Source organism: candidate division WOR-3 bacterium (assembly GCA_039801365.1).
Classification (GTDB): Bacteria; Hydrothermota; Tepidihabitantia; order Tepidihabitantales; family Tepidihabitantaceae; genus JBDRUN01.
Map to the genome: position 1 here is coordinate 1 of JBDRUN010000022.1, position 22214 is coordinate 22214.

The window sequence follows — 22214 nt, forward strand, 5'->3', positions numbered from 1 at the left end:
GTAGTCCTCAATTTCCCAGATGTTCTTGAGTGCAGTCAGAACCTGCTCGTCGTAGACTCTGGGTCGTGCCCGAACCCGTCGGCAGCCATATGTGGCTGCGCTCAGCACCAGGGGTGGACGGTCAGCCTGCGGTAACACCACCCGGCGGTTATAGGCCCGGAGCAGCCGTGTGGCGTAGGACCGGTTGTATCCGGTAAGTTCTGTCACCTGGTTGATGATTACCGTTTTGGTGCTCCTATTAGCTCGGGCATACCGACGGGCCAGTTCTTTCGTTACAGCCTGTTTTTCACGCATAGTCAGTGCCATCTGACCAACTCCTTTCATGGTAAGGGCTGGTCAGATTATGCCTCCTGTTTCGAGTACTTTTCTTACGTGAGGCAACGGGGTAGCTTCGAGTACATTTTTGGTGAGGCAACGCGGCAGCTTGACAGACATGGAGTTGGGTCTAGAATCAAAGTGCTTCTGACCAGGAGGTAGCATGTCAAGAACCCTTGTTGGTCTTGCTTTTGTGCTCGCGCTGGCCGCCTTGTCTTCGGCGCACAACATTATCATCGAGAGTCATGAAATCCCGCTAGTAATCAACACGTACGGTCGCTACAGCCAGAACTCCAGCATGTTCTTCTGGCCGGCATTCGACACCACTAAGGAGTGGTGGGACCTGACCCAGTACCCAGGCGGACTCTGGACCAGACTCGGGCTGCGCGCTCCAACCGAGTGCCGACCTCCGGCCCTTGACTCGATGAAGCTCGACCCTCCAGACCCGCAGGTCTGCGAGATGGACACCTTGGGCAACAATACGAACCAGTGGGTCTTCTTCTACAAGAACCAGTTCGGTCTATACTGTGACGGCATTGACTTCACCCAAGGCGAGTACCGGTTCATCGGCAACTACCGGCCAGACGGCTATACATACGCTACCCCTACCTATCACACCGCAAGCTGGAACACATCCTGGCAGTGGCGGTACGAACTGTTCCCCGGCGTCTTCATTGTGTTCAACGAGCAACATCAGAAGAAAATTGTGTCCAAGGGCAAGGTGAAGATTCCGATGTCGGGCGAGTACTATTGGCCTTGTCTTGTCATCCGCGACTACATGGTGTTCTCAGACAATATGGGCAATCTGGACACGCGCTGGATTTACGAGTGGCTTGTGCCTGGGCACTTTGCCGGTGGTAACGGCGTGGCCGCGGCCATGAGTCAGAACGGCGCGGCCCACAACTTCCTCGTTGTTGAAAACTTCTTCTCGATGAGCAATCTGCAAATCCCGGGCTGGGACCTGATACCGCCCACGTTCTCGAACGTACGGGTCTGGCCGGACACGACCTATGCTGGTCCATTCAAGGTCTGGGCTAACATCGCCGACAACCAGGCAGTCGGCGCCGAGTCGCTGTTCTACCGCGTAAACCAGGGAACATGGTATGCCAAGGCCCCGGACTCCTCAACCAGTGGCCGCTACTGCTTCACGATACCTGAAGTCACCCCACCGGCCCAGGTCGAGTACTTCATCTGGGCAAAGGACACGTTCTCGGTGAACCAGAACATTGACTTCTGGACTACCTGGCCGGTCTGCGCGCCCGAAAGCGCATCTATCCGGTTCAACGTCACCGCGGTCGGCATGACTGGTCAGAACCAGCTCCGGCCAGGAGACTGTCGGCTCGAGGTTTCACCCAACCCGTTCCGCAACACGGTTCAGTTCAGCCTGGCCCGATACGGGACAGACCGCGCCGAGGTCAGCATCTACGACGCCGCTGGCGTGCTTGTCCGCAGACTGCCTATGACCTTCGACCACGGAACGCTCCTCGCGTCTTGGGATGGTACCGATTACAAGGGTGCGTCGCTACCGTCCGGCGCGTATGTGTACCAAGTCCGGGCCAAGGGTTATGCTGAAACCGGCAAGCTGCTCTTCAACCGCTAGAACCGGATGGAACTTCTAACCGTTGCGCTTGACAAACCGGATGATGTGAACATCATCCTTGGCCAGACTCATTTTATCAAGTCGGTCGAGGACCTGTACGAAACAATGGTCACCGGGGTGCCGGCTGCAAAGTTCGGACTCGCGTTCTGCGAAGCATCTGGCCCGTGCCTTGTCCGCCACACCGGCACGGACTCAGAACTTGAAGCCTTGGCGGTGAAGAACGCCCAGGCCATTGCTGCCGGCCACAGCTTCATTATCCTCATGCGCGGTTGCTTCCCAATAAATGTACTCAACGCTGTCAAGTCCGTCCCCGAAGTATGCTCGGTCTTCTGCGCCACAGCTAACCCGGTGAGAGTCGTAATCGCGGACGACGGAAGTGGCCGCGGGGTCCTCGGCGTCATTGACGGCGAGAAGCCCAAAGGCGTTGAGGGCGAAAAAGACATCGTGCAGCGCAAGGAGTTCCTGCGCCGAATTGGCTATAAGCAATAGCCTGATTTCCTTCACTTGCTCCCGACGCCGGGTACTCAGCCGGACGTCAGCGTCTGATACCCAATCGAGAACGCCCGAATCCGACGGCCAATGAACTCGGCTTCGAAGTTCTCAGCGAATAGCGTTACTGAGGCAAGGGAACATGCCAGGTACCACCACACGCAGTTCGGTTACCTGACTGTCTTCTCCCTCGCCGGTGCGGTTGTTCTCATCGTCGGACTCACCGCCATTGCCGGGTTCAACTGGGTTGCACTTGTTACCCTGATTGTACTCACGGTCTGCGCAGGCCTGTTCGCTACGCTCACCGTTACCGTATATCAAGACCGTATCGTTGTGAAGTTCGGCCCTGGTCTCATCCGCCGACAGTTTCTCCTGAAAGAAATCAGTTCCTGCCGAGCAGTGACGAATCGCTGGTACTACGGATGGGGAATTCGTCTGATTCCCCGAGGTATGCTCTACAACGTTTCCGGACTTCAGGCGGTGGAACTAGAAATGAAGAACAGCAGAAGATACCGCATCGGCACAGACGCGCCCGACGCCCTGACGGCGGCGATCCGGCAGTCACTGAAGTAGCCCTGCGACGGCGACCGAGTTCTGGTACAGTAGTGATGGCAGAACGCGGACCGACGGCCGCTAGCGTAGTTTGACGAACCGGGCAGCCTCTCCTGATTCCTGTCCGTGCACAATGTACACCCCAGGCTCAAGCCCGTTGCCTATCGCCCGGCCATAGTACCGGCCGACCCGCCGGCCGCTCACATCAAACACGGTAAACACTTCCTCCTCACGGCCGGGTGACTGGGCCGGGCCCGCGGACGGGTTGGGAACAAGCATGAGCATGTGAACTTCTCGACCCACCGGTTCGCGTTCCTCAATCGCTGGAACATTTCCGTCCGGGTTGCGCTTGTAGTAAGCTTCGGCCGTGGTTCCATGCCGGCAGTCCATCCATACCAGATGGACTCTTTCGCCCTCTGCAGTCAGCGAAGGCAGGTATGAAGCACCATCAGCATAGGTCAACCTCTCCTCGCCGCGCCAGGTGTTACCGTAGTCGCGGGAAAGCCGGTAGGCTATTTCGGACTGGGGTGCGTACCAGTCTTCCTGCCAGGCTACGTGCACCAGTTGTCCGCTCGCGTACACCGTCGGCGACGACGAGCCAAAGTTAGGCTGAGAAAGCTGAACTTCTGGCCCCCACGTTCTGCCACCGTCGGCCGAACCGCGGTACATCACCTCGCCTTCAATACTGGTCCAGACTACGTGCACGCCCATTCCACACACGCTAATACTCGGAAAGACCCCAACCCGGCTCGACAGCGCCATGTCCGAAGACCAAGTGACACCCCGGTCGAATGAATGCTTGTAGTAGACTTTGTAGGACACCTCGCGCTCGTCAACCCAGGCCGCGTGCACCATCGAATCCCAGACCGCGATTGTCGGATATAGCGCTTTACCTGACTCTGACAGCTCTTTGTCCTGAGTCCATGTCTGCCCCCGGTCTGACGAAATCTTGAAGAACACCTGGTACTCACTCCTCATTCTGCCATCCACCCACAGTAGATACACGTACTCTCCCCAGCAGGCGAGCGTCGGTGAGTAAGAAATGGAATCGTTGAATGTCAACCGGACCGCACTGCTCCAAGATGCGCCGCTGTTGGTGGACCTCCTGAAGAATATCTCGTCGTTGCCTGCCCGGTCATCGGTCCACGCGGCATAGACGTTCGCGCCGGTCGCAGCGATGGTCGGCCACTCTGAAGTTGCACTCGTGTCGGCCAGATTGACGTCATTTCTCCAGGTAGCACCGCCGTTAGTCGAACGCTTGTAATAGACATCAAGGTTAAAGTCCCGTCTGTCACCCCAGATAACGTGAACGTTGTCTCCGGCCGCGGCAAGCCAGCGCATCGAGAACGTACACGGCCCTTGCCCGGACAGACTCGAAGTAAGCCTGAAGTCCGGCTCCCACGTCGCCTCAAGGGTACCGGCAATCATAAGGACTGCGGTCAACAGATACTTGCACATAGGCGTCCGAATGCGTCGCGGTTCTCTGCCCTGGAATCCGATTCTAGGTTAGGTCCGGCCTGAGTCAATATCAGTCCCGGCCAGCCGCAATCCGGCTTCGGAAGGGAAGTAATATCATGACGAGCGTACCGAGCAGCGATACGATGCTCACAAGAATGGTCCCCTGCCGCAGCGGTGTGAGCGGCGAACTGACCTCGATTCGATGCCTGCCATCTGGGCAGCGAATGACAATGAAGTGGTCCTTGGTCTCCTGAAAAGGTACGACTTTACTGTTCAGCCGGACCCGCAGTTCGGGATAGTAGCTGAGCGCAAGTCTCAAATAGCAGTCGCACGAAGTCACGACGTCGAGTCGCACGACTTGGTGGCTCATCTCCGTACTAAGGACGACCACAGCCGGCAAACCGGGCAGTTCCTCGGCCCGACCAGCCGCACTCAAGGGAATGAAGTTCAGGCGGTTGGCTTCGGGTTCGACGCGTAGCGTGTCAAGCAACATCTTCCAGTCGTCGGCAACGTAGAACGACCGGTTCGGGACCAGTCGTTCTGCTGACATTGGCCTGACCGCGCTTGCCACTAGGACCAGTCCTGACCCTGTCGCACCGGATGCTATCGACAATCCGGCACTTAAAGACGACTGGTCCCATTCAATGCCTGACTTCAGAAGGAACGCCTCCTCATCACCTCGTTCAGTCTCGATGACATACTGCCGAGGGAGCAAGAGCAGATGGCTGACTCCAAGAAGCGCAGCGGCCTTGACCGAAGCCGGGCTGATGACACCGATCTCAGGATTGCCCAAATCTCCGGCAATCAAGTTCACCAATGGCAGCACGTAGGCCATTGACCGCGGCGCAAATTGATGGTAGTGCGGCCCCAACGGGGTCGGCAACCCGCCATATAGAAACCCCATTGCCGGGTACACGGAATTGCGAGCCACGTCGTCAATCACGTCGTTGGGCACGCATACGTCCAGAACCTTGGTCGGATGCTGCCGCGCGACCGTGCGATACTGTTCCTCCCTGCCTGCGAGCATCTCCTGTGTTGAAACTCTCTGAACCGGGAACTGAAACCGCAGGCAGTCTGCAAGCACGAGTCCGGCCAAGAGTGCGAGCAGCCCGACCCGCATCCAGTTCGGTTCAGACAGCCTGACGCGCACGAAGTCCGCCGCAGCAGCGGCGAGAATGCCAAAGAAGAACACAAGCAACGCGAACCACCTCTCCGGCAGGAGTCCGAAACCCGTAGTCAGCGCACCACTTCCCAGCCTCGGGCCGACAAACGCCAGCCCGACAGCGGACACAATGCCGGCCAAGGCAAGCCAGCCGAGCCTTCTGGTATTCCTGCGAGACAGGAGTGCCGCCAGTCCGCAGAACGCCAGACCGACGTTGCTGAGCCCGAGATACCCGCCGACAAAGCCGCCAGAACGGGAGACAAACCCAAGGCAGACCAGCGGGTCAGGTCCGGAAACTGCGAACTTCAGACTCGGGTACACGTGGGTCTTGTACTCGACGAAGAAAGGCACGAGCAGAGAAGCAGACAGCCCGGCAGCCAGCCCGGCGGCCACAAGACTATGCCGAAGCACCGACCCGGCACGACTTTGTCTCTCAACAATCAGCAGGTACGCGGCAACAATGACCAGCACCGCGGCCGCATACACGAAGTGAGCCATCACCGCGACACCAGCCATGAGCCCGAGCACCGCGGCCGATTGCGGCCCGGGGCGACGCACAAGCCTGCGTGCGACCATGAATCCAAACGGCAGCACAACGTATAGCACCGCCTGCGGGTAGTTGGCCAGCGAAGTGATGTGCCGGACCCGCCACGGCACAAGCGCATAGACCAAGGCACCAAGCGCAGCCGCAGTCGGGTCGAACGCCGAGCGTAGGTACAGGTACATCCCAAGAATGGACAGAAGATGCAGCACCAGGAGAACCACCTGCACTCCGAACAGCGCGCTGCTTGCTGCCGCTACTGGCCCAGTCAGGAAATAGAACAGCGGGCTGTAGAAACGCAGATGCGGATACCCGGAGTAGAACATGAATGACCAGAAAGGCTGGAACCCATGTCTGAGTGCATCGGCGACGATGCTGGTACGCACGAGGTGGGGCCAGGCGTCAACCGTGGTCGGATGGCCCGGTGCAACGAACTGCCAGCAGGAAACGAGCGCAACCAGCGTAAGTACCACAACGGCAGCGACCTGTTCCGGCCTTTCCGCTCCTGACCTCTGCTTCGACTCTGCCGGCACGCGCCAATATAGCCTGTCCGCCTTTCCTGTCAAACAGCAAAGCACCTCCCTAGTCCCAATATAGATTGATCGAGGAAGGCAACGCCTCGTCCATCGTTAGTGGAATCCTTGGCCGGACCGGTTCGAGGATACCCGCTGTCACCAAGTGATGCCGACGAATGATTGCGAGCGGCCGCCTAAGGATATTATCTGGTTTCACGACGGCCGGGGTCGGGGAAATGCGGAGAACTACGACAACGAGCTCAAGAGCGGCTTCAGCATGGACTGTGCCGTGTCAGAGTCTGAGGGCTAACGCGGTCTGACTGAACTGGACGTGTTGCGTACAATTTAGCAATCGCTAGTCGACCATGTCTATCTGCGCTTAGCGTCTGATTCTCAGCCTGGATTTTTCTTGACTACCTGCCGCGTCTGCTCAAATAGAACTCTTTCTCAGCCACAAGACCCTTGGAGACCTCAAGAGTGCAGGTCTGCGGGGCATAGCTCGGATCAGGACCGAAAGCCTCGAGTACGTAGGTGCCAACCGGAACGTTCTTCAGTGCGAAACTGCCGAGCTTAGGATCAACCTGTTCCTCACCATAAACTGGACCACGGTAAGAGACGGTACCGCCGATTGTCTTCCTGGTATCAGCATCGAACAGAACAGCCCAGATGCCACCGTAGTCGAGGACAGTGAGCCCGATAGTTGCGCGCTGCTCTGATCCGCCTACCACAGTCAAGGTGTCGTACCGGTCCTTGTATCCCTGATAGCTGGTATGGATAATGAGGTCACCAGTCGGAATGTCGGTCAGCAGCAGCACGCCGTGGCGATTAGTTCCGGAACTCATCTGTACCACGCCACTCAAAGTAACAGTCGCCCACAGCGGTTCCATCGTCCGCATGTCAACTACTCTGATCCTAACAATGCCCGGGTTCCGGCGCTGAGCACGCAGTCTGATACCGATCCGGTGTGTCATACCAAGCTTGCCATATGGTGCGAAACAGTAGTCAAGGCCGAAGTCACCGAGCGTCACACCAAGGCCTGCAGTCAGACCACTTTCATAGCCCAGTGTCTGTACGTCAACCGGGCCGGTGCGGTACCCGACACGTACTGCCAAACGTTCAAGCACGACGTATTCAAATCCGACCCGGAAATTCAAGCTGTTATCAAGCGGCCACACGATGTCAGCGGAAGTGGTAAGGCTTTTTGATGAATAGCTGGCACCGACGTCGGCCTCGGCCGGCAACATCTCCCATTTGCCTGAACGATAGGCGGTGCCAAAATTGCGCGCCGCAAGACCGATGCTGAACCATTCCCCCAGCCGACCTGCAAATCCCAAGTCCGCCGCACCACCATACGCGTCCTGCCCGTAGAGACTCTGAAAAACACCCTTGGCCGCAAGACCGAAGCGCATGTTCCGCCCTGACCTCATGCCGTAACCCAGGGTAGCAATCGCATCCCAAACATTGAATTCCGGAAGCGGCTCGTTATTTTCACTCCAGCTCTCGATACCAGGCTCACCACTGTACAGGAGCCCGAGACCGATGCTTCCCGGGCCTACCGGAATTGAGGTGTGCGCAACCTCGTCCCTAATGCCGGCAAACCACTCGTGGTGCGAGAATGCAAAGTTGAACCCTCGTACACCGGCCAGCCCCGCCGGATTCCAGTAGAGTGCGCTGACATCGTCTGCCAGCCCGGCATATGCTTCTCCCATGGCTGCCGCTCTCACGCCCTGACCGACCCGAAGCAACGGCATGGTGGATGTACCAACCCGACCCCAGTATAGCACGGAAACGGTGCACAAGAAGAAGATGACGTTCATGGCTACTCAGCGGTAACAACAAGCCTCTTAGTCAGCCACGATGTCCGGCCGCGGGATGAGTACTCTAAGAGATACTGATAGGTCCCGGGCGCAACTAGTTCGCCGTATTCGTTCTCTACGCGCCATGGGATGAAGTGGAACCCGGCGACAAGCTCAGCGCGGTCGAGGATTGTAGCAATCCGCTCGCCCGCACGATTGTAAACTGCCAAGGTGGCAACGCCGTCGGCCGGAATGTCAACCTGAAACGTGGTATAGTCAAGCACTGGATTCGGGAAGTTGTGAACGTCGAATACAACCGGCGACGGTGTCAGCTTGAGCAGTGCCTCGCCGACAACGCCGGTATCACTAGAACAGAACGCTCGTACAACGACCGCCACCGGTTCGGGCGCAGTTGCGCCAATCTGATAACTGAACGGCGATCGAATCCGCACGTTGAAAAACTTACGTTGGTTCGGCCGGAGCCGGCCTAGCTCGGTAATCGGATGCCGCCCAGTGGAATCGTACAACCAGGCATCCCAGCCGGTCGGCACGGTGACTCTGTCCAAACTAACAAATGCAGCGGTGTCACTCTCGAGTTCAGCATAGAAGAGAAAGTCCCGGGTCGTGTCAGGAGGCATCGGCGCAGACTGGTCATATCCGACGTGGAGACGCAGAGTACGCAGGACCGCGAAAGAAAGCTCTACTGCGTCATTTCCCGGGTTAGAATCAGTAGTCAGCATCGTCGAGCACTTTGCAGTATAGGACCCCGGTATCGCATTCCAGGGCGGAAAGTGAACCGTGACAACTGAACCTGGACCAATCGATGCAATGGTTTGGGTCTCGTTGTATAGGTCCCCAATTCGGAACCGGACGTCAAAGTACCGCTCAGTTTGGGTGCCGTAGTTGGTTACTTCAACCCGGGGCTGGACCCAGACGCCGGCAGCAACAATTGGACCTGGCTCGAGGATGTTGAAGGCGCCGACGTCGTGGGCGAGGGAATCAGTCGGAGCGACAACCTGACCTGGACTTGCCGCCAGTAAGAGACCAGCAAGCGTAGTCGAGGCGATCATGCAACCATACATGAACAGGCGAGTATATTGCTGCGATGCCCAGGTGTCAATGAATGGTACACTTGGCAAGAAGTGTCTCGTAGACTACCAGGTGCCGGTTTGTCAGCACTCGGACGTCCCATTTCTCGACCACCCGCTCGCGGGCACGCCTGCCCAGCTCCGCACGGTCTTGGGCAAGTAGCCAGAGGATTTTCTCAGCAATGTCCTGAGCATTGCCGGGTTCGAAGAGTCGTCCAGTGACCCGGTCTTCGATCAGCTGGGGCAGGCCGCCGATATTGGAGGCCGCAAGCGGAGTCTCACAAGCCATGGCCTCAAGTGCCGCGATGGAGGTCTCCTCATAGAATGAGGGGATGACTGCAACATCCCCTGAGCTCCAGTAGGCCGGCATTTCATTGTTGGGTCTGCGACCGAGGAAAGTTACGTGGTCGGAGAGACCGCAGGCTCTGGTGAACTGCTCGAGTTCCGCGCGAAGCACTCCTTCCCCAATAATGTATAGGTGAGCCGGGTACTGCTTCAAGACAAAGGGCATCGCCTCGATAGCGTAGCGCACCCCCTTCTTAGGAACAAGTCGGGCTGAACAGATTATGACCTTCTTACCCGGATTCGTAATTGCAGGCGCAACCCGGCGGAAGATTTCTGTATCGCAAGCGTTGACGTAGGGCTCAACCTTGGTTGGGTCGGTGAGTGACGATACTGCCTTAGCTTGCGGCAGGCTGTTGGCAAAGATGTGGTCAACGCCAACAAAAAGCAGACGAAGTCCTGGCCGCAGCAGGGGATTGCGAGCAAACTTCTGGAACCTGGTTTCGTGAATGGTAACGAGCGTAGGCTTACGCTGGAACAGCTTGACCAACCCACACGGCCAGCCGGAGGTGAAACTCTCGCCGTGAACAATGTCGGCGTCGCGGGTCAGCCGAAGCAGTCGTAGCGCAGAAAAACCGGTGTAGAGAAACCAGCCAACTGGGTTACGGCCGAACCAAGTTGTCCGATGGACGTGGATGCCGTTGATGAGTTCGTACTCGGTAAGACCGGGCAGCGAACGGCCACAAAGGATGTGCACCTCGTGGCCGCGCTTGTGTAACTCCTCAGCCAGGCTCTGAATGTGACTTTCCATCCCGCCGTATTCAGGCAGGTAGTACACAGCGTGGAAAACGATCTTCATGAACTGACCAATGTCGAATCACCGATGACTGATGACCAAGCGAAGTTCAACACCTGGTGTTGGAACAGCCCCATTTTCTTCCCCGTCTTTCTGGCTGCTGACGTTCATCTGCATATAATGGTCTCTTTCCCCCTACGTGTGGCAACGGTGACGACGACCGCACCAACAAAGAATGCAAGAGCGGCAAGGGAGATGAGTGAACCGTATCGATAGTCGCGGGACTCAATCTTGAATATCACCTCGTGCTCGCCTGGCGGCAACGCTACTGCCCGTAGCGTGTGATAGGCTCGAAGCACCGGAACCCTCCGGCCGTCCAAGTATGCTTTCCAGTCCGGGTGAAAGTTCTCGGACAGGACAAGCAATCCGGGAACTGCGGTGACCGCACGGACGGCGATCGCATTCGCATCGTACTCAATGATGTCGGCCATACCCATCGCGAATGTATCAGTCGAGGCTAGAAACCCCGGTGTATCGTACAACAGGCACGTACGCGACGGGTCAAACCCATCCTGCATCAACCGAGCAAAGACCGCATCTTTATCCGGCATAACTTCATAACCTGGTGCAATGAACGTGCGCGGCAGCACGTTCTTGTTGCGATACACGGTGTAGCGACCGGTGACGAACACAGGTTCGAACCGTGGATCGCTGAAGTACGCGCGAAGCTGTTCAATGGTGCGCCTAGCTCCCGGGTCATACCGTGACGCGTCCTCAGGCAGAGTGTACGAAATAATGTATTTCACGTTCAGAAGGTCGGTGAAGTTGTGGTAAACAAGGTTCCCGGTCTGAAACATCACGCTGGAGCCAGCGCCGATGAAATCCTGGTAGGTCTGCAATGGATTTGGCAGTTGTCCAGCCACACTCTGGATGCCGTGGTACGCAAGGATACCGTCCTCAGACCGCTCGTAGTGCATCGGTAGCACCCGGAATCTTGAGGTGTCACTACTGAGAAAGGCTACAACTGAATCTGCTGCGTAGTACTTGGTCGGCGGCGGGGCGCTTCGAATGTAACCTTTAGAACCATCCCATAAATTCAGCGCGACGCTGATGTCGAAAGTCATGACTGCAGCGGAAAGTATGGCGAACAGCTCGGGCCGGACACGGCGGCGCAGCAACAGCCAGCAAAGTAGTATTCCGATCGAGGCAATAACCGATGCTAGTAGAAAACCGGTGACCACTGCGGAATAGTTGGCCTCAAACGCGGCCAGTTTCTGTGGTGCTGGCCGCAGCAGCGCCGTCACTGGCTCCCGAGCAACAGCAAAGACAAGCAGCAGAATGATCGGGACAGCTGCGCCAACCATGAGGCTCCGGGGAAACTTCTGTTTTTCGGTACGAATTGTTTGCAATAGGTGATGGACACCGATTGCGGCAAGAGCACAGACCGAGAACCCGGCAAGAAAGAATATCATCGCGGGACCGCGCACCTTGCTGATTCCAGGCAACAGGTAGTAAGGAACATAGTAGAACGGAGTACCTCCACCCCAGGCCATCAGCAGGCTGAAGGCGAAAGAGAAGGTGAAGAACTTCACAACGCGATTCTTCCAGCAACGGAACACTGCGATTACAGCAAACAGGAGCGGCAGGATACCCAAGTACTCAGAGTGAAGTTTGAACGGGTTCGCGCCCCAGTAGTGCTCAAGCCCCCCGGAGAAACGCGGCGTAAGGAGATCAAGAGTCTCGATTATCGGCATTGACCAGGATGTTGCGTACTCATAACCCCGTTCGTGGCCACGGGCCGCAAACGGTAGGTTACCGAACACGGGAAGGTACTGGATGGCAGCGAGCGCCAGGCCGAATCCCATGCCGATACCGAAGTAGAGCGCAAGTCGAAGCGCAACTCCCGTTGAGCGTTCATGCCGGATGGACCTTATCCACTGGAACAGGAAATAGGCAAGCAGAATGAGACCAGTGTAGTACACCTTCTGCAGGTGGCCGGAGAATAGCTGGAGCGCGACCACAAGCCCGCAGAGGAGGAATTGAAGCAACCGGCGGCGGTCAATTCCCCGCTGGAGAAAGAAAAGAGCCAACGGCATGAGCGCGCTGCCTATCAACCGGCCGTCGTGGCCGGCAAACGCCAGCGTCATAAGACTGCCAGAGAACATGTAGGCGACCCCGGCGAGCGCCGATGGAATCACTCCAAGTTTCAGTTCCTTGAGAAACAAGTAAGTGCCAAGTCCAGCAATGAAAATGTGGAGGATGAATGTCCAAGTCCAGACAACGTGGACCGGCAGGAACAGACGAAAAATGGTGGTGGGATAGAAAAGGTCGGCAAAGAAACCGGCAACGGTAGGCTGCCCGGACAGTATCGCCGGCCACCACAGCGCAATGTTGCCGTGGGTTCTAATGTACTGGGCCATGAAATTGCGCCAGTGGAAGCTGCCTGCACCAAGCCAGTCAGTTCCGAAGAGCATATGATCGGAGAAGGCGTGCTTGTAGTAGAATACGAACGGCAGGACAAACAGGACGACGATTACAGACCGGTGCAGGGACGATTCAGAGATTCGGAACACGCTAGTCGTATCGCAAGCACGGAATGAATTCGAGGTCTGAACGTCACACCGTTTCTTCTCAGTAGAGCGCTTTCTGGGCATCGTCCTATACTCCTATCAGCGTGTGTCTGTATCTATTCTTTGCTTGTCACCTTTCGTTCTACTGAAAAAAGAAGCAAATGCAAGGGCTAGTACTGCCTCGGAAGCCGTAATCCACACCCGTGTGACAAGCGCGGATACGATGGAAAGTGGCAGGGATGCCGTACTGGCGCCGGCCCGGGTGCCCAACTGCACCATCTTGTCCAGGATGAAGGTATAGATTCCTTCCCGGATACCTAGCCCGGCAGGCGCAAGAAGGAAGAGGAAGCCGAGAATCCAAGATACCGAGTATCCCGCGACCAAAGCAGGAAGCGCCGAGACTGGCAAAACCGAGTATGAGTTTATAAGCAGGAACGCGCCAATGCCTTGTACTACCCAATCCACGGTGTAAACCGCAAGCACGCTGAGCAGTCGAAGGTACGAAAAACTCAGACGGAAGACCGGTTGCCTGAAACGACGCAGAAGAAACGCAAGAACCCTGTTGAGAATCGGTGGGTAAGTAACCACCAGACACATCGGCACCGTGAGAAACAGCAGGTACACGCTCCAAGGCATGCCGGAACGGGGCACGTAAAGCACGGCCAGACCAAAGAGCAGGACCGCGGAAAGCAAGGCGAATCCGGTCTCGACCAGAATGCTCACCAGACTCTTCGCCACCGGGATTCCCTCGCGGCTCGCAAGCGACACTCGACCGAGAGTGAACCACACCTTTCCGGGTACGTACTTGCCGAGTTGCGTCACGGCTATGATAGCACTCGACCTAAAGAATGACATCCGCTCTCCGAGACCAGCAAGGACAAGTTTCCAGGCGTAGCCATAGAGCGGTAGATGGACGAGAATAAATAACGCAAATGAGCCGGCCAGCGGTAGGGGCCTAAAGCGTAACTGGTCAAATGGAATCTGGTGCCAGTCAGCGACAAGTCGAGAAATGAGGAAATAGAAACTGGCGACGACAATGGCACCGCCAATACCGAACTTCAACCAAGTCGGCAGGTACTGACCGTGGCTAGATTTCCCGGTGTCGGACTTGCCCGCCACGTCCGACCATTCGCACCCGGGGTCAGGCCTTCTCGGCGATTTCCCGGGCAAGGCGAGACTTCAGACGCCGGGCGGTATTACGATGAATAACGTGGTGCCGGCAGGAACGGTCGATGATCGACTGGAGTTTGACTGCGAGCTTCTCAGCAGCGGCGCGGTCCGGGGCCGCACGAAACTCTTTCAAGGCATTCTTGAGCGCCTGTTTCCTGGCGCGGTTGCGTAACCGACGGCGTGCGCTCTGCCGGGAGCGCTTCAGGCCTGAACGCGTCCTCTTCGCCAACTGTCCTCCTCGGAGATAGGCTCTAGGGACCAAGGCCCGGGTCTCTGCTTGAACCCTTGACCGTATGGCCCCCCGGTCCCTCATCTACAGTGCCGGGACACAGAATTGAACTGTGGACTCCGTGATTTTCAGTCACGTGCTCTACCAACTGAGCTATCCCGGCCAACGGGGCAATTCTATGACAAAACCTTACGCTGTCAATCACTGGGGCTGTATGCGGTTGACAGCCGGGGTACCAGGACTATATTGGTGTGAGCGTGGCTGGACATAGGTTATTTCCGGCTGACGGGCCGTGCGATTTAGGGTCCGGTTCGCACGACTCGCTCTGACTGCAGGCCAACGTATTCCGGACCTGGAGGTCTGAGCAATGAAGAACTTCACCGTCGTTTTTCTGGCGCTGCTGGCAGCAGCAGTTCCCGGCTCTCCAACAGAAGTAACGTTAAGACGAGGTCCTGCCGGCAGCGTGGCCAGCGATGTTGTCACGACAGGCCAAATGGAACGATACGCCGGCCAAGAGCCCTCAGACGATGAGATTCCTTTTGAAGAAGTATGGAATCTGCCGATTACCGGGTTTCCCCAGGCGCCCTACACAGTCGGCGTGTGCGTCGTAGGTACTGAACTGTGGGTAACAAGTGGCGGTGGTGGCAGTAACCCTGCTGTCATCAGTGTGTACAACCTGAACAACACGCCTCCCACCTTGATTACGCGCCTAAACCAACCGGTGTTCACTACCGGCTGGGGGATGCTGGACATGGCCTACAGTGCGAGCCGGGACGAAGTATATGCAACCGGCCCCGGCGAACGGGAACTTCTGGTGATTGATGGTTCGACCCGAGCGCTGAAGTCGCGTCTGACCTTGCCCTTGCCAGCACCTTCCGAGCTGCGGACAATGGCTCTCGATGAAAACGATTCTCTGTATACGATGCAGCAGACTGACCCCGTGGTGAAGTTTAGCCAAGATGCGCCTCACAATCCGCGGAAATGGATGAATATTCTGCCGGCGACACATTCCGGTTTTGGCGCTGCAATTGACCGGGCAAACGGCTATATGTGGTCTTACAACCAGACTCAAGGCGACCCTAACAAGCTGGTACGTTTCGACTGGCCGACAATGGCCAACCGGAAAGCATTCCCAGTCACCGGCGCCTCAGTGAACGGCGGCGGGTGCGAGATGTGGGGAAGCGACTACCTGATTGTCTTGGACCAGAATGAGCCGAACGACGTGGTTCGCTGCCTTCGGGTGGCGCGGTATGCAAAGGACTTAGGCGTGAGCGCCTTTGAGCGACCAACCTACTTTGGCGAGTTTCCCGAGACTTTCAAGCCGAGAGCCGAAGTACGCAACTACGGCACCACAAGCCAGAGTGGTTTCAAGGTCCGCTGTCTCATCCTGGATGAGGAGATGGTCGAGGTTTACGATGAAACACTCGAGGTAACAGACCCGCTAGCACGTGCTGCAAGCAGATGGCTGGACTTTCCGGCCTGGGAGTCGCCACTTCCAGGGGACGACTACCGCGCATACTTTACGACGCTGCTGGAGGGCGATGAAAACACGGCAAATGATCAAGTTGTGTGCGTGTTTCCCGTTAGTCTTTCTCTTGAGTGCCGGTGGGACGACATCAAGGATCCAGCCAATCCGCCGGCCGGACGGGCCTGGAATTCTGGTGGCAATGGCTGGCTGCACGCGTTTCCCAACTACTGGGGTGAGGTGTACATCACCGCGACCAAAGTCGCACTCCACCCTGCTTCTTGGCCGGTTCCGGGTGGAACTCAGTACCGTGTGCTAGTCCGCGACAACTCCGGTCCGAACGGCGCGCCAGGCACCGAGTTGCGCAGTTCCGGAACGCTAACCGGGACAAGAGGAGCATGGAACACTTACACCCTGCCAGTCTCAGTTCCATATTCCGGGAACCGCTGGTACATCGAGTACAACCAAGTCGGCAATTACCCGAACTGTCCCGGATTGGCGACTGACGCGGAAAGGTCCAGCCCGGCTTGGTGGCCCCAGTGGCAGCGTGAGTCTGGTGTGTTCAGTCAGAACGGACAGACTTGGACCGACTGGGGCATTCGTTGCAATGTGGTGAAACCAGCAGTCCGTGACGTGGGAGTGACCGCAATCTCACGACCCTCGGCGGTCGTCGTCGAGGGCGGTAACGTGTATCCACGCATGACGGTCTACAACTACGGCAACGTAGGTGTTGGTCCGTTTCAGGTCCGATGTATAATCACTAAGAAGGGCAGCACCGAACCGGTGTATGACCGCAGCGAATCAGTGGTGAGCTTGGCTCCGGGAGCCTCACTGAACTTCGAGTTCAAGGATGTACCATGGGTCGCGGGTCCAGTCGGTGACTTCTCTGTACGGTGTTCAACCGAACTCACGGGTGACGTTGTACCCGAAAACAACAAGAAGGCGCTCGACTTTACGGTTGTCCCCATGCTGCGGGATGTCGGTGTCGCGCGGGTGATGGTACCGACTGGCACAATTGCGGAAAACACCCGGCTCTACCCGAAGATGAGGGTCCAGAACTATGGCAACGTAGCCGAAGGTCCATTCTCCGTACGTTGCGTCATTACGAAAATTGGCAGTCCGATACCGGTCTATGATCGGCGTGAGGAAGTCCCGCTGCTTGAGGCAGGAACTTGGGCCGACATCGAGTTCAAGACTAGCCCCTGGATTGCAACTCCGGTCGGCAGATTTCAGGTACGCTGCTCAACTGAGCTTGCATTAGATGAACTAAACCTGAACGACTGGTGTGATGAAACTTTCAAGGTTTCGCCGACATGGCCCGTGCGCTGGCGGGAAGCAGCCACAATGCCGGCCGAACCAAGCTCAGAAATGGCAAAGTCCGGCGCCTGGCTTGCAATCGGCCCGGACACTGGATTAGGTGATCGAGTCATATATGCTGGCAAAGGCAACAAGACCACTGACTTCTACCGGTACTACCCGTTTGCCGGTATCAACGGCACTTGGCAACAACTCGAGCCGATACCGGCCATGTACAATGGTCGAGAGAAGCCACCATCGAAGGGTACCCGCGGTGTGTCTGATGGCGTCAGCGCCGTTTACCTGACGCACGGCAACAACACCTTGGGGTTCTGGCGCTATGACATCGCAACCGACACATGGGAACCGCTGGAAGACGTGCCACTCGGACCCTACGAAAAGAAAGTCAAGGGCGGCGAGGACATGGTGTATGTCCAAAATGGCGACACCGGCTGGATCTATCTTCTAAAAGGCTACTACAACGAATTCTACCGATACAACACAGTTAGCGGCAAGTGGGACGAGTCGCTCCCGGAAGTGCCCTGGCGTGTAAAGCAGCGCTACGACCGAGGTTCGTTCCTCGTGTACGATGACGCACGCAAGCTGATCTACGCCCACCAAGCCAAGCAGAACGATGGTGCGAACCACTACATGTTCAAGTTCGACCTCACGACTTTGACCTGGGATGACGCCCCAGTAAAGGGCATGCCGGTCATAGACATTGAAAGAGGCAGAGCGAAGAGAAAGCGGTCCAAGGACGGTGCGGCCGGCGCGCTGTACGACGGCAAACTGTTCGCCCTGAAGGGCGGCAGTACCGTGGCATTCTATCGCTGCGACCTTGCCGACTTCTCTTGGACAAGACTGACCGACATGCCCGTCCTGGGCTCAACCGGCAAGAAGAAACGCGTCGGCTCGGGCGCAGACCTAGTGTATCTTGCCGAACGGGCATTCTTCGCACTCAAAGGTAACAAGACCCTTGAGTTCTACCGGTACGTGGAGCCGCCTGCGGACAATGGCTTACCGTCGAAGCTAGGCGGTTCCGGAATTCAAGACCTCCAAGCATTGCACCCAAATAGAACGCTGCGAATCAGCCCGAACCCGGTAGTCTCGGGTACTACGACGCTGCGACTCCTTCTCCCGAAGCCCGGGCCAGTTTCGGTGACCATCTACGACATTGCCGGACGGTCGGTCCTGCATAAGGCGTATAGCGCGGGACGCAGTGCACACAGCGTCGAACTGGACCTGTGTAAGCTCGCAAGTGGCGTGTACCTAGTGAAGCTCGACGCCAACGGCCTTATCCAGACCCAGAAGCTAGTGATACAGAAATAGGGAGTCCAGGGGCGCCATCACTGCCGAGCAAGTCAGACAGAGGTTGGTGGTAGCTGTTCCCTTGTGGCAAGACCGATTACGACCACGCGGCCTTGGGTTGGTGCAGGCAATACCGTGCCCCACCCCACCTGTTATCCAGCCTAGTGTTTCCAGCCTACCTACTTGCCACTACTATTCTGTGCGTCTGCGTCAGACCATCCAGGTCTAGTCTGACCAAATACACACCCGCGCGCAACGTTCTGAGGTCCAGTTTGATGTCCGGTTGCCAACTACCAAATGGCATTTTGCAGACGAGGATGCATTGACCAATCGCATCGAACACGCGCAAGCTCGCGCTTTGACCACTGCATCCCTCGACGCCATGAATCCTAAGCGTCGTGACGCCACTCGTGACCGGATTCGGTCTCACTTCGAGTGTACCTCGCGAAGCGTATGGTGCACGCCCCCCCTCCGCCACTGGTACTGACCCGTCCAACGTAACGTCGCAAACTATAGTATCTCCTGCCTCGCGTATGTTGCTTATGGCGATCTTGGTTGACCTGTTCTGCCGGTCACGGCTTGAAGGCACGGAGGTCGAATCAAACAGTACACGGTTCCAGATTCCGGGCAAGACATCCGAGGTGTCACCCAGTTCTTGGTGATAAATGTGCGGGTCCGGCCGATATCCGAATCCCTTGTCCAAATGGAATGTTGAGTCCTCCTCCATATCCACACGGTCGTACCATGCGCTGTGGTACGGGTCAATATGCCAGATGGCAAGCCCGGCCCCAGGCAAAGGCGAATCGAATCCTTTCTTCTGCCGGTTCTCAAGATAGAAACAGGTATCCCGGTCTTGCCCGTTACGCCACACCTTGTAGATCACCGGATGAGTCTCCACGTCGAGAATACGCAGACCGTATGTGTTCTGTGTGATTACCGTCGGCACGACAAATCCGGCCGTGACCTTGGACCATGCTTCCATATGCGACGGACTCCAAGGCGTGTTACCGCCCGCGCCCCAGGCGCCGTAGCCCATCAACCCCCAGTAACCTACACCCCACTGGGTCCGACCACTCTGGTACAAGTCAGGGAGACCCACGAGATGCCCGAGCTCATGGCACATCACTGCTATGCAGCACATCGTTGTTTCCCGCGCCGGAGTGACCATGGCGAACTCCGGCACATTGGTGACGCCCCGAATGCGCACACCATCCTGAGTCAGGTAGTTGAACGATGGAATTGCATGGCTCCAGCAGCAGTTCACGTTGCCATTGTCTGCTCCGTCCGCGCCAGCGTGAACCATGAACATCGCATCAATGTATCCGTCCGAGTTCAGGTCGAACTGACGGAAGTCCACATATGGGTCAACCTGCTGAATGTTCTCGCGCGCCATCTGGGAGCCGGTTGAGAGCATGTAGTTGCCGTCATAGTAGCGCGAGTAATTGTACTGGGAAAGAAACCAGCGGTTGCCGGCGATTTCTCCACGCACATCATACGTACCGTAGGAATTCTCTAGGAAGTAATCGTTCAGGCTGCCCGCACGATACGGTCCCTGATTGTAAACTCCGGTCGAGTACAGCATGGAGTCAAAGCAGGCCGGGCTGCGCTTGATCGTATCGGCTCGATTGTCCGGGAACTGCATCAGAATTGTCACTGTTTCGCAGTATCCGTATCCGGCCAATAGATTCGGACCCGGCTCTTCTACACCTGGCGGGAAGACCGGCTCCGGCCCGGCAAAATACGGGCCTGGCGGCATCGCGGCAGTAAGACCGGCACACATTAGAACGATAGTAACTCTCATGTGAACTCCTCAGCTTGACTTGGAACAAGAATAACCCGACTGCGAACCGGGTCAATATCCGTCTGCTTGACCGCCGGTCTGCTCACGCTAGAATCTTTCCAATCAGGAGTGTGAATGAAAACTGTGGCTCTCTGTTGTGCAGCGATGCTACTCATGCCGGTCCGAGCCAATCTTCTCGTCAACGGCGATTTTGAGCAGGACCTTTCAGTCGGATGGGTCCAGACCAAAGAAGGAGTCGGAACACAGACGATAAGCCGGGCCACAAACTACGACCCAGACCCGGACTATGAAGCTCGAACCTACCAGTACAGTGGCGAGGGTCTTACCCGACTCAGCCAGCTTGTGGCCGTGCCGGGTGCAAACGTCGAACTGCGGTTCAACGCCAAGTTTCAAATCGGCAACGGGTCTCTGACCTGCTGGCCGGTTGCCAGCGTCTGCGTTGAGTACCTAAATGCGGCAAACAACGTGCTCGGCATGACTTTTTTCTACTACCACGACCAGTACTGCACGTGGACCAACACCCCGACCCAGCACCTGATTGAAGTTACCGAGCCGGCATGGCAGAACTACCGCCTTGATGTCCAGGCTGAGCTTACCGTCAACCTACCGGGCGTGAACCCGGCCGACGTGAGCAAGGTAAGGGTCGCACTTCATTGCTACACATCGAGTGGTTGAACCCTTCCCTGGGCGGAGGTCTCCGCCGACGATTTCTCACTTGATGCCATCGGCATCGGTGAATCAGGCTCACCGGTTCTATCTTCTGTCTCAGCGTTCCCCAACCCGGTTTCGGACCGACTAAACTTCGGTTACCGGTTGGAGCGTCCGGCGCACGTGATGTGCCGGGTCTTTGACGCTGCGGGTAGATGCATCGCACTAGTTGACGCAGGTATGCAGCCCGAAGGAACAGGACATCTTTTCTGGGATCCCTCCGGCCTTGGTGCCGGCGTGTACATCGCTGAACTCAGTGCAGGCCGCACGGTCGCAACTGTTCGCGCGGTCAAAACTGACCAGAGATGAAGAGAAATGTATCTCAACGGTCATGAAGTTCGAGTTAGAACCATAGCTGTGAGAAAGGAGGTTCAATGCGGTTGAAACTGCTGCTAGTGCTACCAGCCGTTCTGGGTCTGGCCCTGGCCCAGAATCTGCTCACCAATGGCGACTTTGAGCAGGACCTTTCGGTCGGCTGGACCATCGTTGGCGAGGGCTCAGGTACCCACACCTGTGACCGGAATACAGCCTACCAGCCAGACCCGGACTACGAGGCAATGGCGTACCAGTACGACAACCCAGGCTCAGCCCGACTCAGCCAGCGCGTGGCCGTGCCCGGGATTCAGCTCCAGTTGTCATTCTGGGCCAGCTTCTACGAAGCCGGTGGTTCATCAACCTGCTGGCCGGCGGCGTGCTTCCAGGTGTGCTACTATGATTTGGCCGACGCACTACTTGGCGAAACCCGCTACTACTACTCCACCTATGCTGACTGGACTCCTTCCCCGACCCTGAGCCTGAAGCGAATTACCAACCCGGCATGGGCCGAATATACCCTTGGCATCGCTGAGGAGCTTGCCCAGAACCTGCCAGGTGTGAACCCGGGCCAGGTTGCAAAGGTCGAGGTTGCGCTCTACGCTTACACGTACAGTGGTTGAGGTACGCCTGAGGCGAAGGTCTTCGCCGACGACGTTTCTCTCATCAACCTCGGTACCGGTCCGTACGTAGCCTATCTCAGCAACACTGTGTATGACCCGCCGCCTGGCGGCAACGGCAATGGCCGGTTTGATCCGGGT

17 protein-coding genes and 1 tRNA gene are annotated in these 22214 nt (G+C 57.1%); 7 read left to right on the plus strand and 11 right to left on the minus strand.

The features are described 5' to 3' along the window. A partial coding sequence (locus tag ABIL25_04465) for a hypothetical protein (GenBank protein MEO0081532.1) occupies window positions 1-324 on the minus strand: 324 nt, incomplete at its 3' end. 154 nt (window positions 325-478) lie between these two features. Here ABIL25_04465 and ABIL25_04470 point away from each other — a divergent pair. The 3 genes from ABIL25_04470 to ABIL25_04480 all read left to right on the plus strand — a co-directional run bounded on the left by ABIL25_04470 (window position 479) and on the right by ABIL25_04480 (window position 2977). Continuing rightward, window positions 479-1915, plus strand: a complete 1437-nt coding sequence (locus tag ABIL25_04470; protein ID MEO0081533.1) for a FlgD immunoglobulin-like domain containing protein — start codon at window positions 479-481, stop codon at window positions 1913-1915. 6 nt (window positions 1916-1921) lie between these two features. Continuing rightward, window positions 1922-2404, plus strand: coding sequence for an adenosine-specific kinase (locus tag ABIL25_04475; protein MEO0081534.1), 483 nt, complete (start codon window positions 1922-1924; stop codon window positions 2402-2404). 90 nt (window positions 2405-2494) lie between these two features. Continuing rightward, window positions 2495-2977 (plus strand): hypothetical protein, encoded by a 483-nt coding sequence (locus ABIL25_04480; GenBank protein ID MEO0081535.1) that lies wholly within the window; start codon window positions 2495-2497, stop codon window positions 2975-2977. Between the two features lie 60 nt (window positions 2978-3037). Here the strand turns inward: ABIL25_04480 and ABIL25_04485 are convergent, their stop codons facing one another. Continuing rightward, the gene (locus tag ABIL25_04485) at window positions 3038-4414 is read right to left on the minus strand and encodes a sialidase family protein (protein ID MEO0081536.1); all 1377 of its coding nucleotides are present in this window, start codon (window positions 4412-4414) and stop codon (window positions 3038-3040) included. A 70-nt stretch (window positions 4415-4484) separates the two neighbouring features. After that, window positions 4485-6650 (minus strand): 6-pyruvoyl-tetrahydropterin synthase-related protein, encoded by a 2166-nt coding sequence (locus ABIL25_04490; GenBank protein MEO0081537.1) that lies wholly within the window; start codon window positions 6648-6650, stop codon window positions 4485-4487. A gap of 148 nt (window positions 6651-6798) precedes the next feature. On the opposite strand from ABIL25_04490, the gene ABIL25_04495 reads away from it, so the two are divergent. Continuing rightward, the gene (locus ABIL25_04495) at window positions 6799-6942 is read left to right on the plus strand and encodes a hypothetical protein (GenBank protein MEO0081538.1); all 144 of its coding nucleotides are present in this window, start codon (window positions 6799-6801) and stop codon (window positions 6940-6942) included. Between the two features lie 103 nt (window positions 6943-7045). Here ABIL25_04495 and ABIL25_04500 read toward each other — a convergent pair whose 3' ends face one another. The 7 genes from ABIL25_04500 to ABIL25_04530 form a co-directional block, all read right to left on the minus strand. Next, window positions 7046-8449: a PorV/PorQ family protein gene (locus tag ABIL25_04500; GenBank protein ID MEO0081539.1), complete on the minus strand. Its 1404-nt coding sequence runs from the start codon at window positions 8447-8449 to the stop codon at window positions 7046-7048. Between the two features lie 2 nt (window positions 8450-8451). Next, on the minus strand, window positions 8452-9510 hold the full coding sequence (locus ABIL25_04505; GenBank protein MEO0081540.1) for a hypothetical protein: 1059 nt from the start codon (window positions 9508-9510) through the stop codon (window positions 8452-8454). 34 nt (window positions 9511-9544) lie between these two features. Next, a complete protein-coding gene (locus tag ABIL25_04510; protein MEO0081541.1) occupies window positions 9545-10657 on the minus strand; it encodes a glycosyltransferase family 4 protein in 1113 nt (370 codons plus the stop codon). 104 nt (window positions 10658-10761) lie between these two features. Then, entirely contained in the window at window positions 10762-13248 is a 2487-nt protein-coding gene (locus ABIL25_04515; protein MEO0081542.1) for a YfhO family protein, read from the minus strand. A 15-nt stretch (window positions 13249-13263) separates the two neighbouring features. Then, complete coding sequence (locus tag ABIL25_04520) at window positions 13264-14283, minus strand: lysylphosphatidylglycerol synthase domain-containing protein (protein MEO0081543.1); 1020 nt, start codon at window positions 14281-14283, stop codon at window positions 13264-13266. Window positions 14284-14305: 22 nt separating this feature from the next. Continuing rightward, a complete protein-coding gene (gene rpsT, locus ABIL25_04525) occupies window positions 14306-14563 on the minus strand; it encodes a 30S ribosomal protein S20 (GenBank protein ID MEO0081544.1) in 258 nt (85 codons plus the stop codon). Between the two features lie 90 nt (window positions 14564-14653). Next, window positions 14654-14726: transfer RNA gene (locus tag ABIL25_04530), tRNA-Phe, on the minus strand. Between the two features lie 204 nt (window positions 14727-14930). Here ABIL25_04530 and ABIL25_04535 point away from each other — a divergent pair. After that, on the plus strand, window positions 14931-18653 hold the full coding sequence (locus ABIL25_04535; protein ID MEO0081545.1) for a T9SS type A sorting domain-containing protein: 3723 nt from the start codon (window positions 14931-14933) through the stop codon (window positions 18651-18653). A 154-nt stretch (window positions 18654-18807) separates the two neighbouring features. Here ABIL25_04535 and ABIL25_04540 read toward each other — a convergent pair whose 3' ends face one another. Next, complete coding sequence (locus tag ABIL25_04540; GenBank protein ID MEO0081546.1) at window positions 18808-20433, minus strand: M6 family metalloprotease domain-containing protein; 1626 nt, start codon at window positions 20431-20433, stop codon at window positions 18808-18810. Between the two features lie 114 nt (window positions 20434-20547). Between ABIL25_04540 and ABIL25_04545 the strand changes: the two genes are divergently transcribed. Together ABIL25_04545 and ABIL25_04550 are read left to right on the plus strand one after the other, a co-directional pair. Continuing rightward, window positions 20548-21108, plus strand: coding sequence for a hypothetical protein (locus tag ABIL25_04545; GenBank protein MEO0081547.1), 561 nt, complete (start codon window positions 20548-20550; stop codon window positions 21106-21108). Window positions 21109-21515: 407 nt separating this feature from the next. Beyond that, entirely contained in the window at window positions 21516-22076 is a 561-nt protein-coding gene (locus ABIL25_04550; GenBank protein MEO0081548.1) for a hypothetical protein, read from the plus strand. Window positions 22077-22214 lie beyond the last annotated feature (138 nt).